Source organism: Clavibacter tessellarius, assembly GCF_001618005.1.
Classification (GTDB): domain Bacteria; phylum Actinomycetota; class Actinomycetes; order Actinomycetales; family Microbacteriaceae; genus Clavibacter; species Clavibacter tessellarius_A.
In genome coordinates, this window is record NZ_LQXA01000042.1 from 115,115 (window position 1) to 130,017 (window position 14,903).

General features: G+C 70.1%; 13 protein-coding genes and 1 tRNA gene. 2 read left to right on the forward strand and 12 right to left on the reverse strand.

Features of this window, described 5'->3' with window-relative positions; translation table 11 throughout:
* The first annotated feature begins 40 nt into the window (after positions 1 to 40).
* The gene (locus AWH51_RS16065; protein WP_131798134.1) at positions 41 to 2,170 is read left to right on the forward strand and encodes a hypothetical protein; all 2,130 of its coding nucleotides are present in this window, start codon (positions 41 to 43) and stop codon (positions 2,168 to 2,170) included.
* Between the two features lie 132 nt (positions 2,171 to 2,302).
* Here the strand turns inward: AWH51_RS16065 and AWH51_RS11495 are convergent.
* Together AWH51_RS11495 and AWH51_RS11500 are read right to left on the reverse strand one after the other, a co-directional pair.
* Positions 2,303 to 2,376 (reverse strand) — tRNA-Pro (locus tag AWH51_RS11495).
* Positions 2,377 to 2,470: 94 nt separating this feature from the next.
* Positions 2,471 to 3,010: a hypothetical protein gene (locus AWH51_RS11500; RefSeq protein WP_063072209.1), complete on the reverse strand. Its 540-nt coding sequence runs from the start codon at positions 3,008 to 3,010 to the stop codon at positions 2,471 to 2,473.
* Positions 3,011 to 3,341: 331 nt separating this feature from the next.
* On the opposite strand from AWH51_RS11500, the gene AWH51_RS11505 reads away from it, so the two are divergent.
* Positions 3,342 to 4,721, forward strand: coding sequence for an acyl-CoA dehydrogenase family protein (locus AWH51_RS11505; RefSeq protein WP_217491917.1), 1,380 nt, complete (start codon positions 3,342 to 3,344; stop codon positions 4,719 to 4,721).
* Positions 4,722 to 4,812: 91 nt separating this feature from the next.
* Here the strand turns inward: AWH51_RS11505 and der are convergent, their stop codons facing one another.
* The 10 genes from der to AWH51_RS11555 all read right to left on the reverse strand — a co-directional run bounded on the left by der (position 4,813) and on the right by AWH51_RS11555 (position 14,878).
* Positions 4,813 to 6,321 carry a ribosome biogenesis GTPase Der gene (gene der, locus AWH51_RS11510; protein ID WP_063072210.1) on the reverse strand — a complete coding sequence of 503 codons (1,509 nt, stop codon included), beginning with the start codon at positions 6,319 to 6,321 and terminating at the stop codon, positions 4,813 to 4,815.
* Between the two features lie 42 nt (positions 6,322 to 6,363).
* A complete protein-coding gene (cmk, locus tag AWH51_RS11515) occupies positions 6,364 to 7,122 on the reverse strand; it encodes a (d)CMP kinase (RefSeq protein ID WP_254654552.1) in 759 nt (252 codons plus the stop codon).
* The gene (locus tag AWH51_RS11520; RefSeq protein WP_063072211.1) at positions 7,119 to 8,237 is read right to left on the reverse strand and encodes a prephenate dehydrogenase; all 1,119 of its coding nucleotides are present in this window, start codon (positions 8,235 to 8,237) and stop codon (positions 7,119 to 7,121) included. The genes cmk and AWH51_RS11520 overlap by 4 nt, the downstream gene beginning before the upstream one ends.
* Entirely contained in the window at positions 8,234 to 9,094 is an 861-nt protein-coding gene (locus tag AWH51_RS11525; RefSeq protein ID WP_063072212.1) for a pseudouridine synthase, read from the reverse strand. Before AWH51_RS11525 ends, AWH51_RS11520 begins: the two co-directional genes overlap by 4 nt.
* Positions 9,078 to 9,707, reverse strand: coding sequence for an SMC-Scp complex subunit ScpB (gene scpB / locus AWH51_RS11530; protein ID WP_175345517.1), 630 nt, complete (start codon positions 9,705 to 9,707; stop codon positions 9,078 to 9,080). The genes AWH51_RS11525 and scpB overlap by 17 nt, the downstream gene beginning before the upstream one ends.
* Positions 9,697 to 10,551: a segregation and condensation protein A gene (locus AWH51_RS11535; protein WP_414146356.1), complete on the reverse strand. Its 855-nt coding sequence runs from the start codon at positions 10,549 to 10,551 to the stop codon at positions 9,697 to 9,699. Before AWH51_RS11535 ends, scpB begins: the two co-directional genes overlap by 11 nt.
* Positions 10,535 to 11,383 (reverse strand): ParA family protein, encoded by an 849-nt coding sequence (locus tag AWH51_RS11540; protein ID WP_414146357.1) that lies wholly within the window; start codon positions 11,381 to 11,383, stop codon positions 10,535 to 10,537. Before AWH51_RS11540 ends, AWH51_RS11535 begins: the two co-directional genes overlap by 17 nt.
* A 104-nt stretch (positions 11,384 to 11,487) precedes the next feature.
* Positions 11,488 to 12,474, reverse strand: coding sequence for a site-specific tyrosine recombinase XerD (gene xerD, locus AWH51_RS11545; RefSeq protein ID WP_063072214.1), 987 nt, complete (start codon positions 12,472 to 12,474; stop codon positions 11,488 to 11,490).
* Complete coding sequence (locus AWH51_RS11550; protein WP_063072215.1) at positions 12,471 to 13,142, reverse strand: NUDIX domain-containing protein; 672 nt, start codon at positions 13,140 to 13,142, stop codon at positions 12,471 to 12,473. Before AWH51_RS11550 ends, xerD begins: the two co-directional genes overlap by 4 nt.
* On the reverse strand, positions 13,139 to 14,878 hold the full coding sequence (locus AWH51_RS11555; protein ID WP_063072216.1) for a CTP synthase: 1,740 nt from the start codon (positions 14,876 to 14,878) through the stop codon (positions 13,139 to 13,141). The genes AWH51_RS11550 and AWH51_RS11555 overlap by 4 nt, the downstream gene beginning before the upstream one ends.
* Positions 14,879 to 14,903: the final 25 nt, after the last annotated feature.

Consider the following 14,903-nt stretch of genomic DNA (forward strand, 5'->3'; position numbering starts at 1 on the left):
CACACTGCCTGTTGGATGAGAACGATATGGAGGCTAGCCCGTGGCGCGCAGAAAGAGACAAAAGCGCTCTTACAATAGGACAGAGTCGAATGAGAAGAAGGAGTTCGAATTCGGCATCTTGGTAGTGCACGGCGTCGGTAATCAAAACCGCGGCTCCACCTCCGCGCTTCTTGCAGAGCGCTTACGTCGCACATTCGAGGAGTTGGGTATCGATACCAGCACAGAATCACAGGGCACCACGCGGCAGTCAATCGCGCCAAGGCGATCCACTACCAGCCGGATGACCGTAGGGGACGACACAGAAGTCCTGATTTCAGAGGCCCACTGGGCCGATCTGATCAGAACCAGCCGAGGTAAGAAACTAAGCGACGTAACGCAACGCCTGTTCTATGTATTGAGCATATTGCCGTACCTTGTCGCTATCAGCATCAGTCCCCGATCACACGAGCCACTGAATATCTACGCGCCCAGTGAAAAAAGCTTCTCCTTGCTGCCTTCGTCGATCAGGGCGCAGCTGCGGGAAATGACCCTGTGGACCCCCACCTTTTGGAGGTTCCTCACATTTCAAGGCGTACTTCTTGTCGTGTGGTTCAGCGTAACGACATTATCAGCCACACTCTACCTCCCCCTACTCGCTTCGCTTGCATTGGCGAGCTGGCTGAACCTAAGGGGCCACTGGGACATAGTCGAGCACATACGCGTAATCGGCAAAGAAAGTCCGATTGATTACGCGATTCAAGGGCGCATCGTGGAGCAGCTGGATGTGCTTTCTGCGAAATGCCGCTACATCTGGGTCATCGGACACTCGCAAGGCGGTTATCTTGCCCATGCCGTGCTATCCCGAGACACCGCCAAGAGGTGGCCGAACGTAGTGAAGTTCACAGGGTTAGCATCGGGCTTGCGTCCGATTCACCTCATCAACACCGTTCGTGGTCGGGAATGGACAGTCAGCGGTTGGCTCATGATATTCGCTAACTCCCTACTGTGTTTCGGCGTGCTTCTGGCATTTGAACCCGGGGGGCTACTCAACAGTGACAGCTTCCGAGCGTTGATGCAGTTGCTTATTCTATCGGTCACTCAAGTGAATTATCTACTCGAGGTCCCTTCGGCGGTGGACGAGGCTTTCCGCGACCCTTTCCCCTCGAATTGGATCAGTCTGGCTTTGCTCATTCCAGGCCTAGCCTGCTTCGCTGCCGGACTTCGCGCTCGCAAAGATGTCGAAGGCTCAGTCAAGCCCATCCGCGACCTGCCGAGGAAAATCGCATGGGAGGAACTATCTTCACCAAGCGACATCGTTGGAAGCATGTCAATCCCGGAGCTCCCTGAAGCAGCCCGTTGCCGAACCGTACCCAGCCTCCGCAATCCGATCGGAGATCATCTCTTCAGAAGCCAATTGTCCTACAGATCTATTTTCCGACTTGAAATTGCCGAGTGGTTAACGCGCAAGAAGGCCGACGATGCGATGCGCCCAGATCTCTCAGCCCTCACCCGACACCTTTCGCGCATTTCTGAGCGCGCGTATACACTTCGTCTCGCGATTCACATGCTGTACTTCTTCCTCGCAGTTCTCTTCCCCACTTTGTGGGGCGCGTCGATCTTCGGTTCGATTCAAGCAGCATTTCCGGTTGCCGCGCTCCTGACGTTACTAACGCTCTCGATCTCTTCCATTTGGTGGCTCGTGAACGCCAAACACAGCATTACAGCGTTTCTCCTGGCGATGCGCGAACGCACAGTCCCGACGTACTCAGGAAAGACCGGCAGGAGCGAAGCAATGTTATTTATCACATTATTTTCGGCCTTCGTGTGCGCGCTGGGAGCCGTAGGCATGACTGTGTACTCTAGCCAGCTCGCAAGTCTAGGAGCTCACGCAGCCTTGACCTCCGTGGTACCGACGCTCAGCACAGTCGGGGCGTCAGCCGCTGGTATCACGCTCTTCGCCCTCTTGGCGTTTTGCCTAGCTCTTGCTGAAGTGAGAGGCGTTCGCCTGATTCTGGCGATCAGCATAGTTATTGCAATATATGACCTCCATGCTTTGATCTCACTGGGAGGCCCGTGGTTCAGCATGAGCGCGCCCGGAGGACTCGTCATGGTCATAGCCATGGTCGCGCTACTGAGCGCTTTCACAGCGGCTCGGCCACTGCAAGCCGGATCTCGGAAGAAGCAGCGCTAGCCCGCTTTCGAGCTGAAAGGAGACGACGCACTCGACTGTTGCAGGTCCTCGCACGGCGCCGCACTACGACTGTGGGGCTGGAAACGACGAATGCCCCGGCCGGACCCATGAGGTCCTTCCGAGGCATGTCCGTCGGGCTGACAGGATTTGAACCTGCGACCCCTTGACCCCCAGTCAAGTGCGCTACCAAGCTGCGCCACAGCCCGCTGTCCCATCGCTGGGCAACTCGTAGAGCCTACCGCATCGGCGGCACTGCTCCGGCACGCGCCGAGCGCGAGGCCGGCGGAGGCCGGCGCCGCGTCAGGCCGCCGCGCCACCGGACGGCCGAGCCGACGACGGCCCCGCCTCCGCACCCCGCGCCACCCGCGCCGGCTTCGGGAACGCGTCCCGCATGTGGTCGCTGCGGAGGATGTCCGCCACCCCGATGAGCAGCAGCGAGAAGACGATCTGCTCGATGACCATCCAGAGCGGGTAGAGGCCCGGGATCGCGGCGATCACCAGGGTCACGATGGGGAAGATCTGGCTGAAGAGGCGCAGTCGCGAGTACGCCCACCAGTAGCCGGCCGAGGCGCGCCAGGCGAAGTAGTAGAGCGTGATGGTCATCGCGAGCACCACGAACGAGCGGAACCAGACGGCGGGCGCGATGGCGATGCCGTCGGAGGCGAGGGTCAGGGCGATGGCCACGGCGGTCGCGCCGACGGCGGTCTCCGCGATGAGGATCCACCGGATCCAGCGGAACGCCCGCGTCGTGAACGGGTGGTCGCGCATGTCCTCGGCGATGACGTGGCCCGCCTGGCGGCCGGCCGCGATGCGGTCGAGACGGCTGAGCAGCTGGTCCACCGGTGCGATCCTCCACGGTCTCGTGAGCGGGCGTCGGATGCGCCCGGATCAGGGTACGACGCGACGCCGCCCGCCTGCCGGGAACGAGCCGGGCTGCGCGGCACGGACACGTCAGCATCCCCTCATCTCGCCGCCGAGGCGTCGGTGCGACACAACCCGGAGACACGCGCCGACGACGCACCCGCTCCCCCGCATGACACCCCATGACGCCCCGCGTCGTCACACCCCGCAACCCCGCGTCACACCCCTCGCCAGCCCGCCGGACCCGCCCCTACCGTGGCCCCACCGCGAGGCGCGGCACCGGTCGCGCCCCTTCACGAGAGGACAGGACATGACCCTGATCGACCGCGAGCCCCGACCCGCATCCGGCTCCCCCACGCCCGCCCGCAGCACCGCCAACGCGAGCGCCGACGCCCACGCCAGCGCCAGCGCCAGCGCCAGCGCCAACGCGCACGCGCACGCCGACCGCCCGCGCCCCGCTCCCCTCGGCGACGCGCCCGTCGACCGCTGGAAGGGCGCGCCCCGCCCCGCGACGCCCGCCGCGTGGATCGCCCGCGCGCGCGAAGTCGCCGACATCCTCGCGGTCGACCAGGTCGAGCGCGACCGCGCCGGCGCCAGCCCGCACCAGGAGGTCGCGCTCCTCAAGCACGCCGGCCTCGTCACGCTCCTCGGCCCGGCCGAGCACGGCGGCGGCGGGCAGACCTGGGACACCGCGTACAAGGTGATCCGCGCGGTCGCCCGCGGCGACGGATCCATCGGCCAGCTCCTCGGCTACCACTACCTCTGGGCGTGGGCGGTGCGGCTCGTCGGCACCGATGCGCAGATCGAGGCCGTCGAGAAGCTCGCGACCACCGGGAACCTGCTCTTCGGCGGCGCCGTGAACCCCCGCGACTCCGACCTCGTCATCCGCGAGGACGGCGACGAGCTCGTCTACTCGGGCCGGAAGTCGTTCTCCACGGGCGGCGTCGTCTCCGACCTCACGGTGCTGGAGGGCGTGCTCGAGGGCACCGACACCCACGTGTTCGCGATCGTGCCGACCGACCAGCCGGGCATCGTCTTCGGCCACGACTGGGACAGCCTCGGGCAGCGGCTCACGGAGTCGGGCTCGGTCGAGATCCGCGACGTGCGGGTGCCGTGGACCGACGCCGCCGGCTTCGTGGACAAGGTGTTCCAGCCGCTCGTCTACGGCACGCTCAACGTGCCGGCGATCCAGCTGGTGTTCGCGAACTTCTACCAGGGCATCGCGGAGGGCGCGCTCGAGACGGCCGCCGCCTACACGCGGAGCACCACGCGCGCCTGGCCCTACGGCGGCGACGACAAGGAGCGCGCGACCGACGAGTGGTACGTGCTCGAGGGCTACGGGCAGCTGCAGTCGAAGCTGTGGGCGTCGGAGGCGCTGCTCGATGCGGTGGGCGCCGAGATCAGCGCCGTGCTGCACGCGCCGCGCGAGAAGCTCACGGAGCGCAAGCGCGGCGAGATCGCCGTGCGGGTCGCGGCGGCCAAGGCGCGCATCGCGGAGGACGGGCTGGAGGTCGGCACGAGGATCCTCGAGCTCACGGGCGCCCGCGCCTCCTCCGCGAAGGCCGGGCTCGACATCTTCTGGCGCAACCTGCGCACGCACACGCTGCACGACCCGGTCCCCTACAAGCGCCGCGAGGTCGGCCGGCACGTGCTGCTCGGCGAGATCCCGGAGCCGACCTGGTACACGTGATCCCCGCCCCGACGACGACGGACGGCGCCGACCCCGAGAAGGGATCGACGCCGTCCGTCGTGCTGCGAGCCGGAGCCCGCGGGAGCGAGCGCTAGCGCTTCCGCTTCTCCCGCACGCGCATGTTGACGATGATCGGGCTGCCCTCGAAGCCGTAGATCTCGCGCAGGCGGCGCTGGATGTAGCGGCGGTACTGCGGGTCGAGGTACCCGGTCGTGAAGAGCACGAATGTCGGCGGCCGGCTGGACGCCTGCGTGCCGAACAGGATGCGGGGCTGCTTGCCGCCGCGCACGGGGTGCGGGTGCGCCGAGGTGAGCTCCGCGAGGAACGCGTTGAACTTGCCCGTCGCGATGCGGGTGTCCCACGACTCCAGCGCCGTCTCGAGCGCCGGCACGAGCTTCTCCATGTGCCGGCCGGTGCGCGCCGAGATGTTGACGCGCGGCGCCCACGACACGTGCGCGAGGTCGGTCTCGATCTCGCGCTCCAGGTAGCGGCGGCGCTCGTCCTCGAGGAGGTCCCACTTGTTGAACGCCAGCACGAGCGCGCGGCCCGACTCGAGCACCAGCTCGATGATGCGGATGTCCTGCTCGCTGATGACCTCGGAGACGTCGATCATGACGACCGCGACCTCCGCCTTCTCCAGCGCGGCGCTCGTGCGGAGCGAGGCGTAGAAGTCGGCGCCCTGGGCGAGGTGCATGCGGCGGCGGATGCCGGCGGTGTCGACGAAGCGCCACACCTTGCCGGCGATCTCGACCTGCTCGTCGACGGGATCGCGCGTGGTGCCGGCGAGCTCGTTGACGACCACGCGCTCCTCACCCGCGGCCTTGTTCAGCAGGCTCGACTTGCCGACGTTCGGGCGGCCGAGGATGGCGACGCGACGGGGTCCGCCCACCTCCTCCTTGGCGACCTTGGAGACGAGCGGCAGGGTCTTCAGCACGAGGTCGAGGAGGTCCGCGACGCCGCGGCCGTGCAGCGCCGAGACGGGGTGCGGCTCGCCGAGGCCGAGCGACCACAGCACGGCGGCGTTCGGCTCCTGGCGCACGTCGTCGACCTTGTTGGCCGCGAGGAGCACGGGCTTGTTGGTCTTGCGGAGCAGGCGGACGACGTGCTCGTCGGTGCTCGTGGCGCCCACGTTCGCGTCGACGACGAAGAGCACGGCGTCGGCGAGGTCCATCGCGATCTCGGCCTGCATGGCCACGGACGCGTTGATGCCCTTCGCGTCGGGCTCCCAGCCGCCGGTGTCGACGAGCGTGAACCAGCGGCCCGCGTGCTCGGCCTTGTAGGAGACGCGGTCGCGCGTGACGCCGGGGGTGTCCTCCACGACGGCCTCGCGGCGGCCGAGGATCCGGTTGATGAGCGCGGACTTGCCCACGTTGGGGCGGCCGACGACCGCGAGCACGGGCAGCGCCGGCAGGTACGTGACCTGGTCGGGGTCGTCCGTGACGGTCTCGAGGACCTCCAGGTCCTCGTCGTCGAGCTCGTAGTCCTCGAGCCCGGCGCGGAGCGTCTGCGCGCGCTGCGCGGCCAGGTCCTCGTCGATGCTCGACAGGCGCTCGTGGAGCCCGCTGTCGAGCTCGGGGAAGTCGTCGTCGTGATCAGCCATGCGTGTGTCCTCTGGCGTGTCGGCCCGTCACCGGGCCGCGCCTCAATCTGTTCGTGCGTGAACGAGATCGACCACCGCCTGGACGGTCTGGTCGAAGTCGATGTCCGTGGAGTCGATGGTGGTCACACCATCTGCGGCGTTCATGAAATCGACGACCTGCGAGTCGGCCCGATCCCGGGAGGCGAGTGATTCGCCGACCGCGGCGGCCGACTGATTCGTCGTCTCCGCGGAACGCCTCCTCATCCTAGCTTCCGGGGAGGCCGTGAGGAGAATGCGCACCTGGGCATCCGGCGCCACGACGGTGGTGATGTCGCGCCCCTCGACCACGATGCCCGGCTTGTCGCTCGACGCCATGAGCGAGCGGAACAGCTCCACCATGTAGTGCCGCACCTCGGGCACGCGCGCCACGTGGCTGACCACGGCGGAGACGCGCGGCTCGCGGATCGCCTCGGTGACGTCGGTGCCGCGGACGCTCACGCGCGTCTCCGACGGGTCGATCCCGATGTCGTAGTCGAACCCCTCGATGAGGCTCGTGACCGTCGCGGGATCCTGGGTGTCGACGCCGCTCTCCAGCGCGAACCAGCTGAGCGCGCGGTACGCGGCGCCCGTGTCCTGGTAGTCGAAGCCGAGGGCGCGCGCGGCGGCGCGGCTCACGCTCGACTTGCCGCTGCCGGCGGGGCCGTCGACGGCGACGACCGTGCGGTTGAGCGTGGCGTCGACGAGCAGGGCGTCCTCCAGCGGGTCGGGTGCGGTCGGGTCGGGTGCGTTCGTCTCGGGTGCGTCCACGGCGTCTCCGGTCATCCGGCGATCCTCCAGTTCCGTTCTTCGAGCCGCGCGACCAGCCGGTCGCGGGCCTCGGGCAGCACGGCGATCTCGACGAGACCGACCTGCGCGCCCTGGGAGTGCTCGAGGCGCAGGTCCTCGATGCTGACGTCGGCGGCGCCGACCTCGGTGATCAGCGCGGCGAGCTGGCCGGGCCGGTCGTCGATCATCACGGTGATGGCGGCGAACCGCCGGTCCTGGCCGTGCTTGCCGGGGATGCGGGCGACGCCCGCGTTCCCCGCGTGGATCCGCTCGGCCACCCGCAGCCGCGCGCCCTGGGCGTCGACGTCGTCGAGCGCGCCGATGACGTCGTCGAGGTCGGCGCGCATGGCGCGCAGGATCGGCACGATGCGGGAGGCGTTGGCGCCGAGGATCTGCACCCACAGCGATGCGTCGCTCGACGCGATGCGCGTGGTGTCGCGGAGCCCCTGCCCGGAGAGCCCGAGCGCGGCGGCGGATCCGTCGGCGAGCCGCGACGCCAGGAGGCTCGCGACCACCTGCGGCACGTGCGAGACGAGCGCGACGGAGGTGTCGTGCTCCTCCGCGGTCATCTCGATGGGCACGGCGCCGAGGTCGAGGATCAGCTGCTCGACGGGCGCGCCCGCGGCGTAGGTGATTCCGTCGTGGCCCGCGATGACCCAGGGCCGGCCGAGGAAGAGGTCGCCCGTCGCGGAGACGGGGCCGCCGCGCTCGCGCCCGGCGAGCGGGTGGGAGCCGAGGTAGCGGGAGAGGTCGGCGCCCCGTGCGCGCAGCTCCTCGAGCGGCGCGGCCTTCACGCTCGCGACGTCGGTGACGAGCGCGTCCGGATGCGCGGCCAGCTCCGCCGCGACCACGCGCGCGGTCACGTCCGGCGGCACGCACACGACGACGAGCGACGGACGGTCGGCCTCGGACGACGCGTCCGCGATGCGTCCGGCGCCCATGTCGGCCGCGAGCCGCAGCGTGGTCGGCGACGCGTCCGCCAGCACCACGTCGACGCCGCGGGCGGAGAGCCCCAGGCCGATGCTCGTGCCGAGGAGGCCCGTGCCGACGATGCGGACGGTGCCCTGCACGCGCGTGTCGGCCGCCTGGACGGCGCTCGCGGCCTCGCTCACTCGCCGTCCTCGCGGTCGACGTCCCCCTGCGCCTCGGCGGCGGCGCCCGCGCCCTGCGGCGTCGCGGGTCCGGCCTGGGCGCGGGCCTCGCGCGAGATGGTGAGGAGCTGGCCGAGCTCGTCGGAGGTGAGGTCGCGCACGCGGCCGACGCCGAGGGATCCGAGGTGCAGCGGCCCGAACTGGCGGCGCACGAGCTCCTCCACCGGGTGGCCGACCTCGTCCAGCATGCGGCGCACGATGCGGTTGCGGCCCGAGTGCAGGGTGATCTCCACGAGCGTCTGGTCGCCGCCGCCCGAGAGGATGCGCGCGCGATCCGCCTGGATCGGCCCGTCCTCGAGGTCCACGCCCTGCGTGAGCCGCTGGATCGTCTGCGGCGTGACGCGCCCCGTGACCTTCGCGATGTACGTCTTCAGCACGCCGAACGACGGGTGCGCGAGCACGTGGGCGAGGTCGCCGTCGTTGGTGAGGATCAGGAGCCCGCTCGTCTCCGCGTCGAGGCGGCCGACGTTGAACAGGCGCTCCTCGAACTCCTCCGTGAACTCGCGCAGGTCGGGGCGGCCGCGCTCGTCGCGGAGCGAGGAGTAGATGCCGACGGGCTTGTTGAGCATGAGGTAGCGCTTGGAGGTGTCGAGCTGCACGGCCTGGTCGTCGACCGCGACCTCGTCGACGTCGGGGTCGATGCGGCGGCCGGGCTCGGTGACCACCTCGCCGTTCACGGTGACGCGGCCCGCGGCGATCATGTCCTCGCAGACGCGGCGGCTGGCGACGCCGGCGGCGGCCATCACCTTCTGCAGGCGGATGCCCTGCACCGGCTCGTCAGGGTTCCAGGCGCGGTCGTTCTCAGTGGAGGGGGTCATGGAAGCCTTCCGCCCCGTCGGGGAGCAACGGGGAGATCGGGGGGAGCTCGTCGAGCGAGTTGATGCCGAGCTGCGTGAGCAGGTGGTCTGTCGTACCGTAATGGATCGCGCCGGTCTCCCCGTCGGTGAAGGCCTCGGTCACGAGGCCCCGCGCGAGCAGCGTCCGCACCACCGAGTCGACGTTCACGGCGCGGATCGCCGCCACCTGGCTGCGGCTGATCGGCTGCTTGTAGGCGATCACCGCGAGCGTCTCGAGGGCCGCCTGCGAGAGGCGCGTGGGGTTCTGGGTGAGCACGTGGTCGCGGATCACCGTGTCGTACTCGGCCCGCACGTACACGCGCCAGCCGCCGCCGACCTCGCGCAGCTCGAAGCCGCGGCGCACTCCCCCGGTGCGGCCGTCGAAGTCGTCGACGAGCCGCTGGATCGCGCGGCGCACCTCCTTCACGGGGGTCGAGGTAGCGGTCGCCAGCGTCGTCACGCTCTGCGGCTCGTCGGCCACCATGAGCAGGGCCTCGAGCGCGCGGTCGAGGTCGAGGGGCGCCTCGGCGGCCGCGGCGCCGGCATCCGCGGCGACGGGCAGGTCCGCGGCGGGATCCCGCGGCTCAGCTGTCATAGCCGGCCCCCAGGCTCGCGAGGGCGTCGTCGCTCCAGCTCTCCGCGGTCCACGTGAGCGTCAGCTCGCCGAGCGCCTCCGGCTGGTCGAACTCGATCGCGGCGACGCGGTACAGCTCCAGCACGGCGAGGAAGCGCGCGATCACGACGCCCGTGAGCCCCGCGTCCGCCACCAGCTCGCGGAAGGTGACCGGCGCCCCGCTCCGCAGCCGGGCCACGACCACGGCCGCCTGCTCGCGGATGCTGACGAGCGGCGCGTGCAGGTGGTCGAGTCCCACGGTCGGCACCTCGCGCGGCGCGAGCGCGAGCAGCGCGATGGCCGCGAGGTCGGCGGGCGAGGTCGTCCACACGAGCTCCGGCACCTGCGCGCGGAAGCGCTCCTCGAGCGGCACGTCGCGGAACGCGCGCGTGGACTCGGTCGCGAGCCGCTCCTGGAACCAGCTCGCCGCCTCCTTGAACGCGCGGTACTGCAGCAGGCGCGCGAACAGCAGGTCGCGCGCCTCAAGGAGCGCCACGTCCTCCGCGTCGACCAGCTCGCCCTGCGGCAAGAGGCCCACGAGCTTGAGGTCGAGCAGCGTGGCCGCGACCACGAGGAAGGAGCTGGCCTCGTCGAGGTCGTCCGGTCCGTCGAGGCCGCGGATGTGCGCGATGAACTCGTTCGTGACGAGGCTGAGGCTCACCTCGGTGATGTCCATCTCGTGGCTGCCGATGAGCGACAGCAGCAGATCGAACGGCCCCTCGAAGTTGCCGATGCTGACGCGGAACGCGCGCTCGGGTTCCGTCCGGGCCGCCGCGTCGGCGAGCTCGGGGTCCGCCAGGGACGAGCCCCTACGCGACGGCGCCACGCGCGATGAGCTCACGCGCCACCTTGCGGTACGCGAGCGCGGCCGGGTGCTCGGGCGCGAACTGGATGATGGGCTTGCCCGCCACCGACGCGTCCGGGAACTTGACGGTGCGGCCGATGACGGTCTCGAGCACGCTCGCGTCGAACGCCTCGACCACGCGCTGCAGCACCTCGCGGGAGTGCAGGGTGCGGGAGTCGTACATGGTGGCGAGGATGCCGTCGAGCTCGAGCGCCGGGTTCAGCCGGTCCTTGACCTTCTCGATGGTCTCGACGAGCAGCGCGACGCCGCGCAGCGCGAAGTACTCGCACTCGAGCGGGATCAGCACGCCGTGACTCGCCGTGAGCGCGTTGACGGTGAGGAGGCCGAGCGACGGCTGGCAGTCGATGAGGATGACGTCGTAGTCGCCGCTCACCTTGCGCAGCACGCTCGCGAGGATCTGCTCGCGCGCGACCTCGTTCACGAGGTGCACCTCCGCCGCCGACAGGTCGATGTTCGCGGGGATGACGTCGAGGCCCTCGAAGCCCGTGGTCTGGATGGCCTCGCGCGGGTCCTTCACGGTGCCGAGCAGGAGGTCGTAGACGGTGACCGCGTCGTGGGTCTGCACGCCGAGCCCGGCGGACAGCGCGCCCTGCGGGTCGAAGTCGACGGCCAGCACGCGGCGGCCGTAGCTCGCGAGCGAGGCGCCCAGGTTGATGGCGGTGGTGGTCTTGCCGACGCCGCCCTTCTGGTTGCAGAGGGAGATGATCTTGGCGGGTCCGTGCCCCGCGAGCGGCGCGGGCTCGGCGAAGTCGCGCAGCTCCCGGCCGGTGGGTCCGAGCACGGGGACGTCCATTCCCGGGAGCTCGGTCACATCTGGCTTGCGCGTCACGTGGGTCTCTTCCTGCCGCTCCTCCGACGCCGTCCGCCGGATCCTGCGAGTCTACCGGGGAGGGTCGCTCACGCCCGGCGGGCACGCGGGTGCGCGGTCGTGTAGACGTCGCGCAGGGTGTCGACGGTCACGCGCGTGTAGATCTGCGTGGTCGCGACCGACGAGTGGCCGAGCAGCTCCTGCACCACGCGCACGTCGGCGCCGCCCGCGAGGAGGTGCGTCGCGAACGAATGGCGGAACGTGTGCGGGGAGATCTCCTCCGTGACGCCGGCGCGCTCGGCGGCGGCCTTGATCACGAGCCAGGCGTTCTGCCGCGAGAGGGCGTGGCCGCGCAGCCCCAAGAAGAGCGCGGGCGTCGCGGTGCCGCGCGCGGCGAGGATCGGGCGGACGCGCACGAGGTAGGCGTCGACGGCCCGCCGCGCGAACGACCCGACGGGCACGATCCGCTGCTTGCCGCCCTTGCCGAGCACGCGCACCAGCTCGTCGGCCGCGCCGTCGGGGCCGAGCACGTCGTCGACCGTGAGCGCGGTGATCTCGCTCACGCGCGCGCCCGTCGCGTACAGCAGCTCGAGCAGCGCCTTGTCGCGCACGCGGAGCGGGTCGTCGCCGTCGGTCGCCTCGAGGATCCGCGCCATCGTCTCGATCGACACCGCCTTCGGCAGACGGCTCGGCAGCTTCGGCGGCTTCGCGTCGGCGGACACGTCGACCGGGACGAGCCCCTCCTCCAGGAGGAAGCGGTGGAACGACCGGACGCTGGAGAGCATGCGCGCGAGCGACGACGCCGTGAGGCCGCCGCGCTCGGGGTCGCGCACGCGCTGCGCGAAGCCGGTGACGTGCGCCGGCGTCGCGTCGGCCGGATCCCCCACGCCCTCCGCGGCGAGATGCGCCGTGTAGCGGGCGAGGTCGCGGCGGTAGGCCTGGATCGTGTTGCGCGAGAGCCCGCGCTCCACCTCCACGTGCCGGAGCCAGCGGTCGACCGCGCGCCGGAGCGCGACCGGGACCTCGGGGGCGGCGTCGGGCGCCGCTCCCCCGGATCCGTCGGCCGCGGCGGTCACGAGGCGGGCGCGGTCCCGCCGTCGCGGAGCTTCGGGTGCCGCGGCCAGGGCGCGTCGGCGGGGCCGAGCGTGGTCCAGCCGCGCGAGCGGGCGACGTGCGCCTGCAGCACCGCGATCACGGTCGAGGGGTTCTGGATCCGCCGCTCGAGCACCGCGGTCACGACCTCGTCGAGGTCCACCCAGCGCTTCTCGATGTCGGCCTCCTCGTCGGTGCGCGCGAACGCCTCCGCCGTGGCCGTGAGGCCGCGGGCGAGGTAGATGCGGATCGCCTCGTCGCTGCCGCCGGGCGTCGTGAGGAACTCGGCGAGCACGCTCCACTCGGCCGCCTCGAGGTCGGCCTCCTCCGCGAGCTCGCGCTGCACGGCCTCCAGCGGCGGCTCGTCGGTGACGTCGAGGAGCCCGGCCGGGATCTCCCACTCGCGCATGCGCACGGGGTGCCGGTACTGCTTGATGAGGAGCACGCGGTCCTCGTCGTCGATGGCGAGCACCGCGACGGCGCCCGTGTGGTCGACGAACTCCCGCGTGATCTCGGCGTCGCCGTACCGGAACGTCTCGCGCCGGACGTCCCAGACCATGCCCGCGAACACCCGCTCGCTCGACGTGATCGGGAACGCGGCCGGGTCGTCGTGCAGCTCGGCGTCCGCGGATCCGGTGACGGCGTCCGTCACGCGACGGCCTCGGCGTCGTCCTCGGCGAACAGCGTGCTGGCCGCCTGGCGGTCGAGGGCCGCGCGGACGAGGCCCGCGAACAGCGGGTGCGCGCGGTTCGGACGCGACCGGAGCTCCGGGTGCGCCTGCGTGCCGATGTAGAACGGGTGCACCTCGCGCGGCAGCTCCACGTACTCGACGAGCGTGCCGTCGGGCGAGGTGCCCGAGAACACGAGGCCGGCGTCCTGGATGCGCTCGCGGAACTGGTTGTTGACCTCGTAGCGGTGGCGGTGGCGCTCGTGCGAGACGGGCGCGCCGTACAGCTCGGCCGCGAGGGAGCCCTCGACGAGCGTCGCCTCGTACAGGCCCAGGCGCATGGTGCCGCCGAGGTCGCCGCCCGCGATGATGTCGACCTGCTCGGCCATCGTCGCGACGACGGGGAACTCGCTCTCGGGGTCGAACTCGCTCGACGACGCGCCCTCGAGGCCCGCCTCGTTCCGCGCGTACTCGATCACCATGCACTGGAGGCCGAGGCAGAGGCCGAGCACCGGGATCATGTTGTCGCGCGCGAACTTCAGCGCGCCGAGCTTGCCCTCGATGCCGCGGATGCCGAAGCCGCCCGGCACGCACAGCGCGTCGAGGTCGCCCAGCTTCCTGGCGGCGCCCTCGGGCGTCTCGCACTCGTCGGACGCGACCCAGCGCAGCTTCACGCGCGCCGAGTGGGCGAAGCCGCCGGCGCGCAGCGCCTCGGTCACGGAGAGGTACGCGTCGGGCAGGTCGATGTACTTGCCGACGAGGCCGATCGTGACCTCGTGCTTCGGGTCGTGCACGGCGTCGAGCAGGTCGCTCCAGCCGGACCAGTCGACCGCGTCCGCGGCCGGCAGCCCGAGGTGCTCGATGATGTAGCTGTCGAGGCCCTGCCCGTGCAGCATCTCGGGGATGTCGTAGATGCTCGGCACGTCCACCGCGTTCACGACGGCCTGCTCGTCCACGTCGCACATCAGCGCGATCTTCTTCTTGTTCGAGTCGGAGACGGGCCGGTCGCTGCGGAGCACGAGCGCATCCGGCTGGATCCCGATGGAGCGCAGCGCCGCCACCGAGTGCTGCGTGGGCTTGGTCTTCTGCTCGCCCGACGCGCCCATGTACGGCACGAGCGAGACGTGCACGAAGAAGACGTTGTTCCGGCCGAGCTCGTGGCGCACCTGGCGCGCCGCCTCGATGAACGGCTGGCTCTCGATGTCGCCGACCGTGCCGCCGATCTCGGTGATGATCACGTCGGGCTGCGGCTCGTCCGTGGACTGCAGGCGCATGCGGCGCTTGATCTCGTCGGTGATGTGCGGGATGACCTGCACGGTGTCGCCGAGGTACTCGCCGCGGCGCTCCTTCGCGATGACCTCCGAGTAGATCTGGCCGGTGGTCACGTTGGCCGCCTGGTCCAGCTCGATGTCGAGGAACCGCTCGTAGTGCCCGATGTCGAGGTCGGTCTCCGCGCCGTCGTCGGTCACGAAGACCTCGCCGTGCTGGAAGGGGTTCATGGTGCCCGGATCCACGTTGAGGTAGGGATCCAGCTTCTGCATGACGACGCGCACGCCGCGCGCCGTGAGGAGGTTGCCCAGGCTGGCCGCCGTGAGGCCCTTGCCGAGCGAGGAGACGACGCCGCCGGTCACGAAGATGTGCCGGGTGATCCTGCCGCCTGCCGTGCTGGTCGTGCTGTCCGTCGTGCTCGAGTCCGTGTCCGTTGTTTCGATGTCCGCCACGGGCTTCCATCCTACGTGGATTCCG

Coding starts and splice junctions, on each gene's coding strand:
- AWH51_RS11505 (WP_217491917.1), top strand. CDS start 3,342: ATGACCCTGATCGACCGCGAGCCCCGACCCGCATCCGGCTCCCCCACG.
- der (WP_063072210.1), bottom strand. CDS start 6,321: ATGGCTGATCACGACGACGACTTCCCCGAGCTCGACAGCGGGCTCCAC.
- cmk (WP_254654552.1), bottom strand. CDS start 7,122: ATGACCGGAGACGCCGTGGACGCACCCGAGACGAACGCACCCGACCCG.
- AWH51_RS11525 (WP_063072212.1), bottom strand. CDS start 9,094: ATGACCCCCTCCACTGAGAACGACCGCGCCTGGAACCCTGACGAGCCG.
- scpB (WP_175345517.1), bottom strand. CDS start 9,707: ATGACAGCTGAGCCGCGGGATCCCGCCGCGGACCTGCCCGTCGCCGCG.
- AWH51_RS11540 (WP_414146357.1), bottom strand. CDS start 11,383: ATGGACGTCCCCGTGCTCGGACCCACCGGCCGGGAGCTGCGCGACTTC.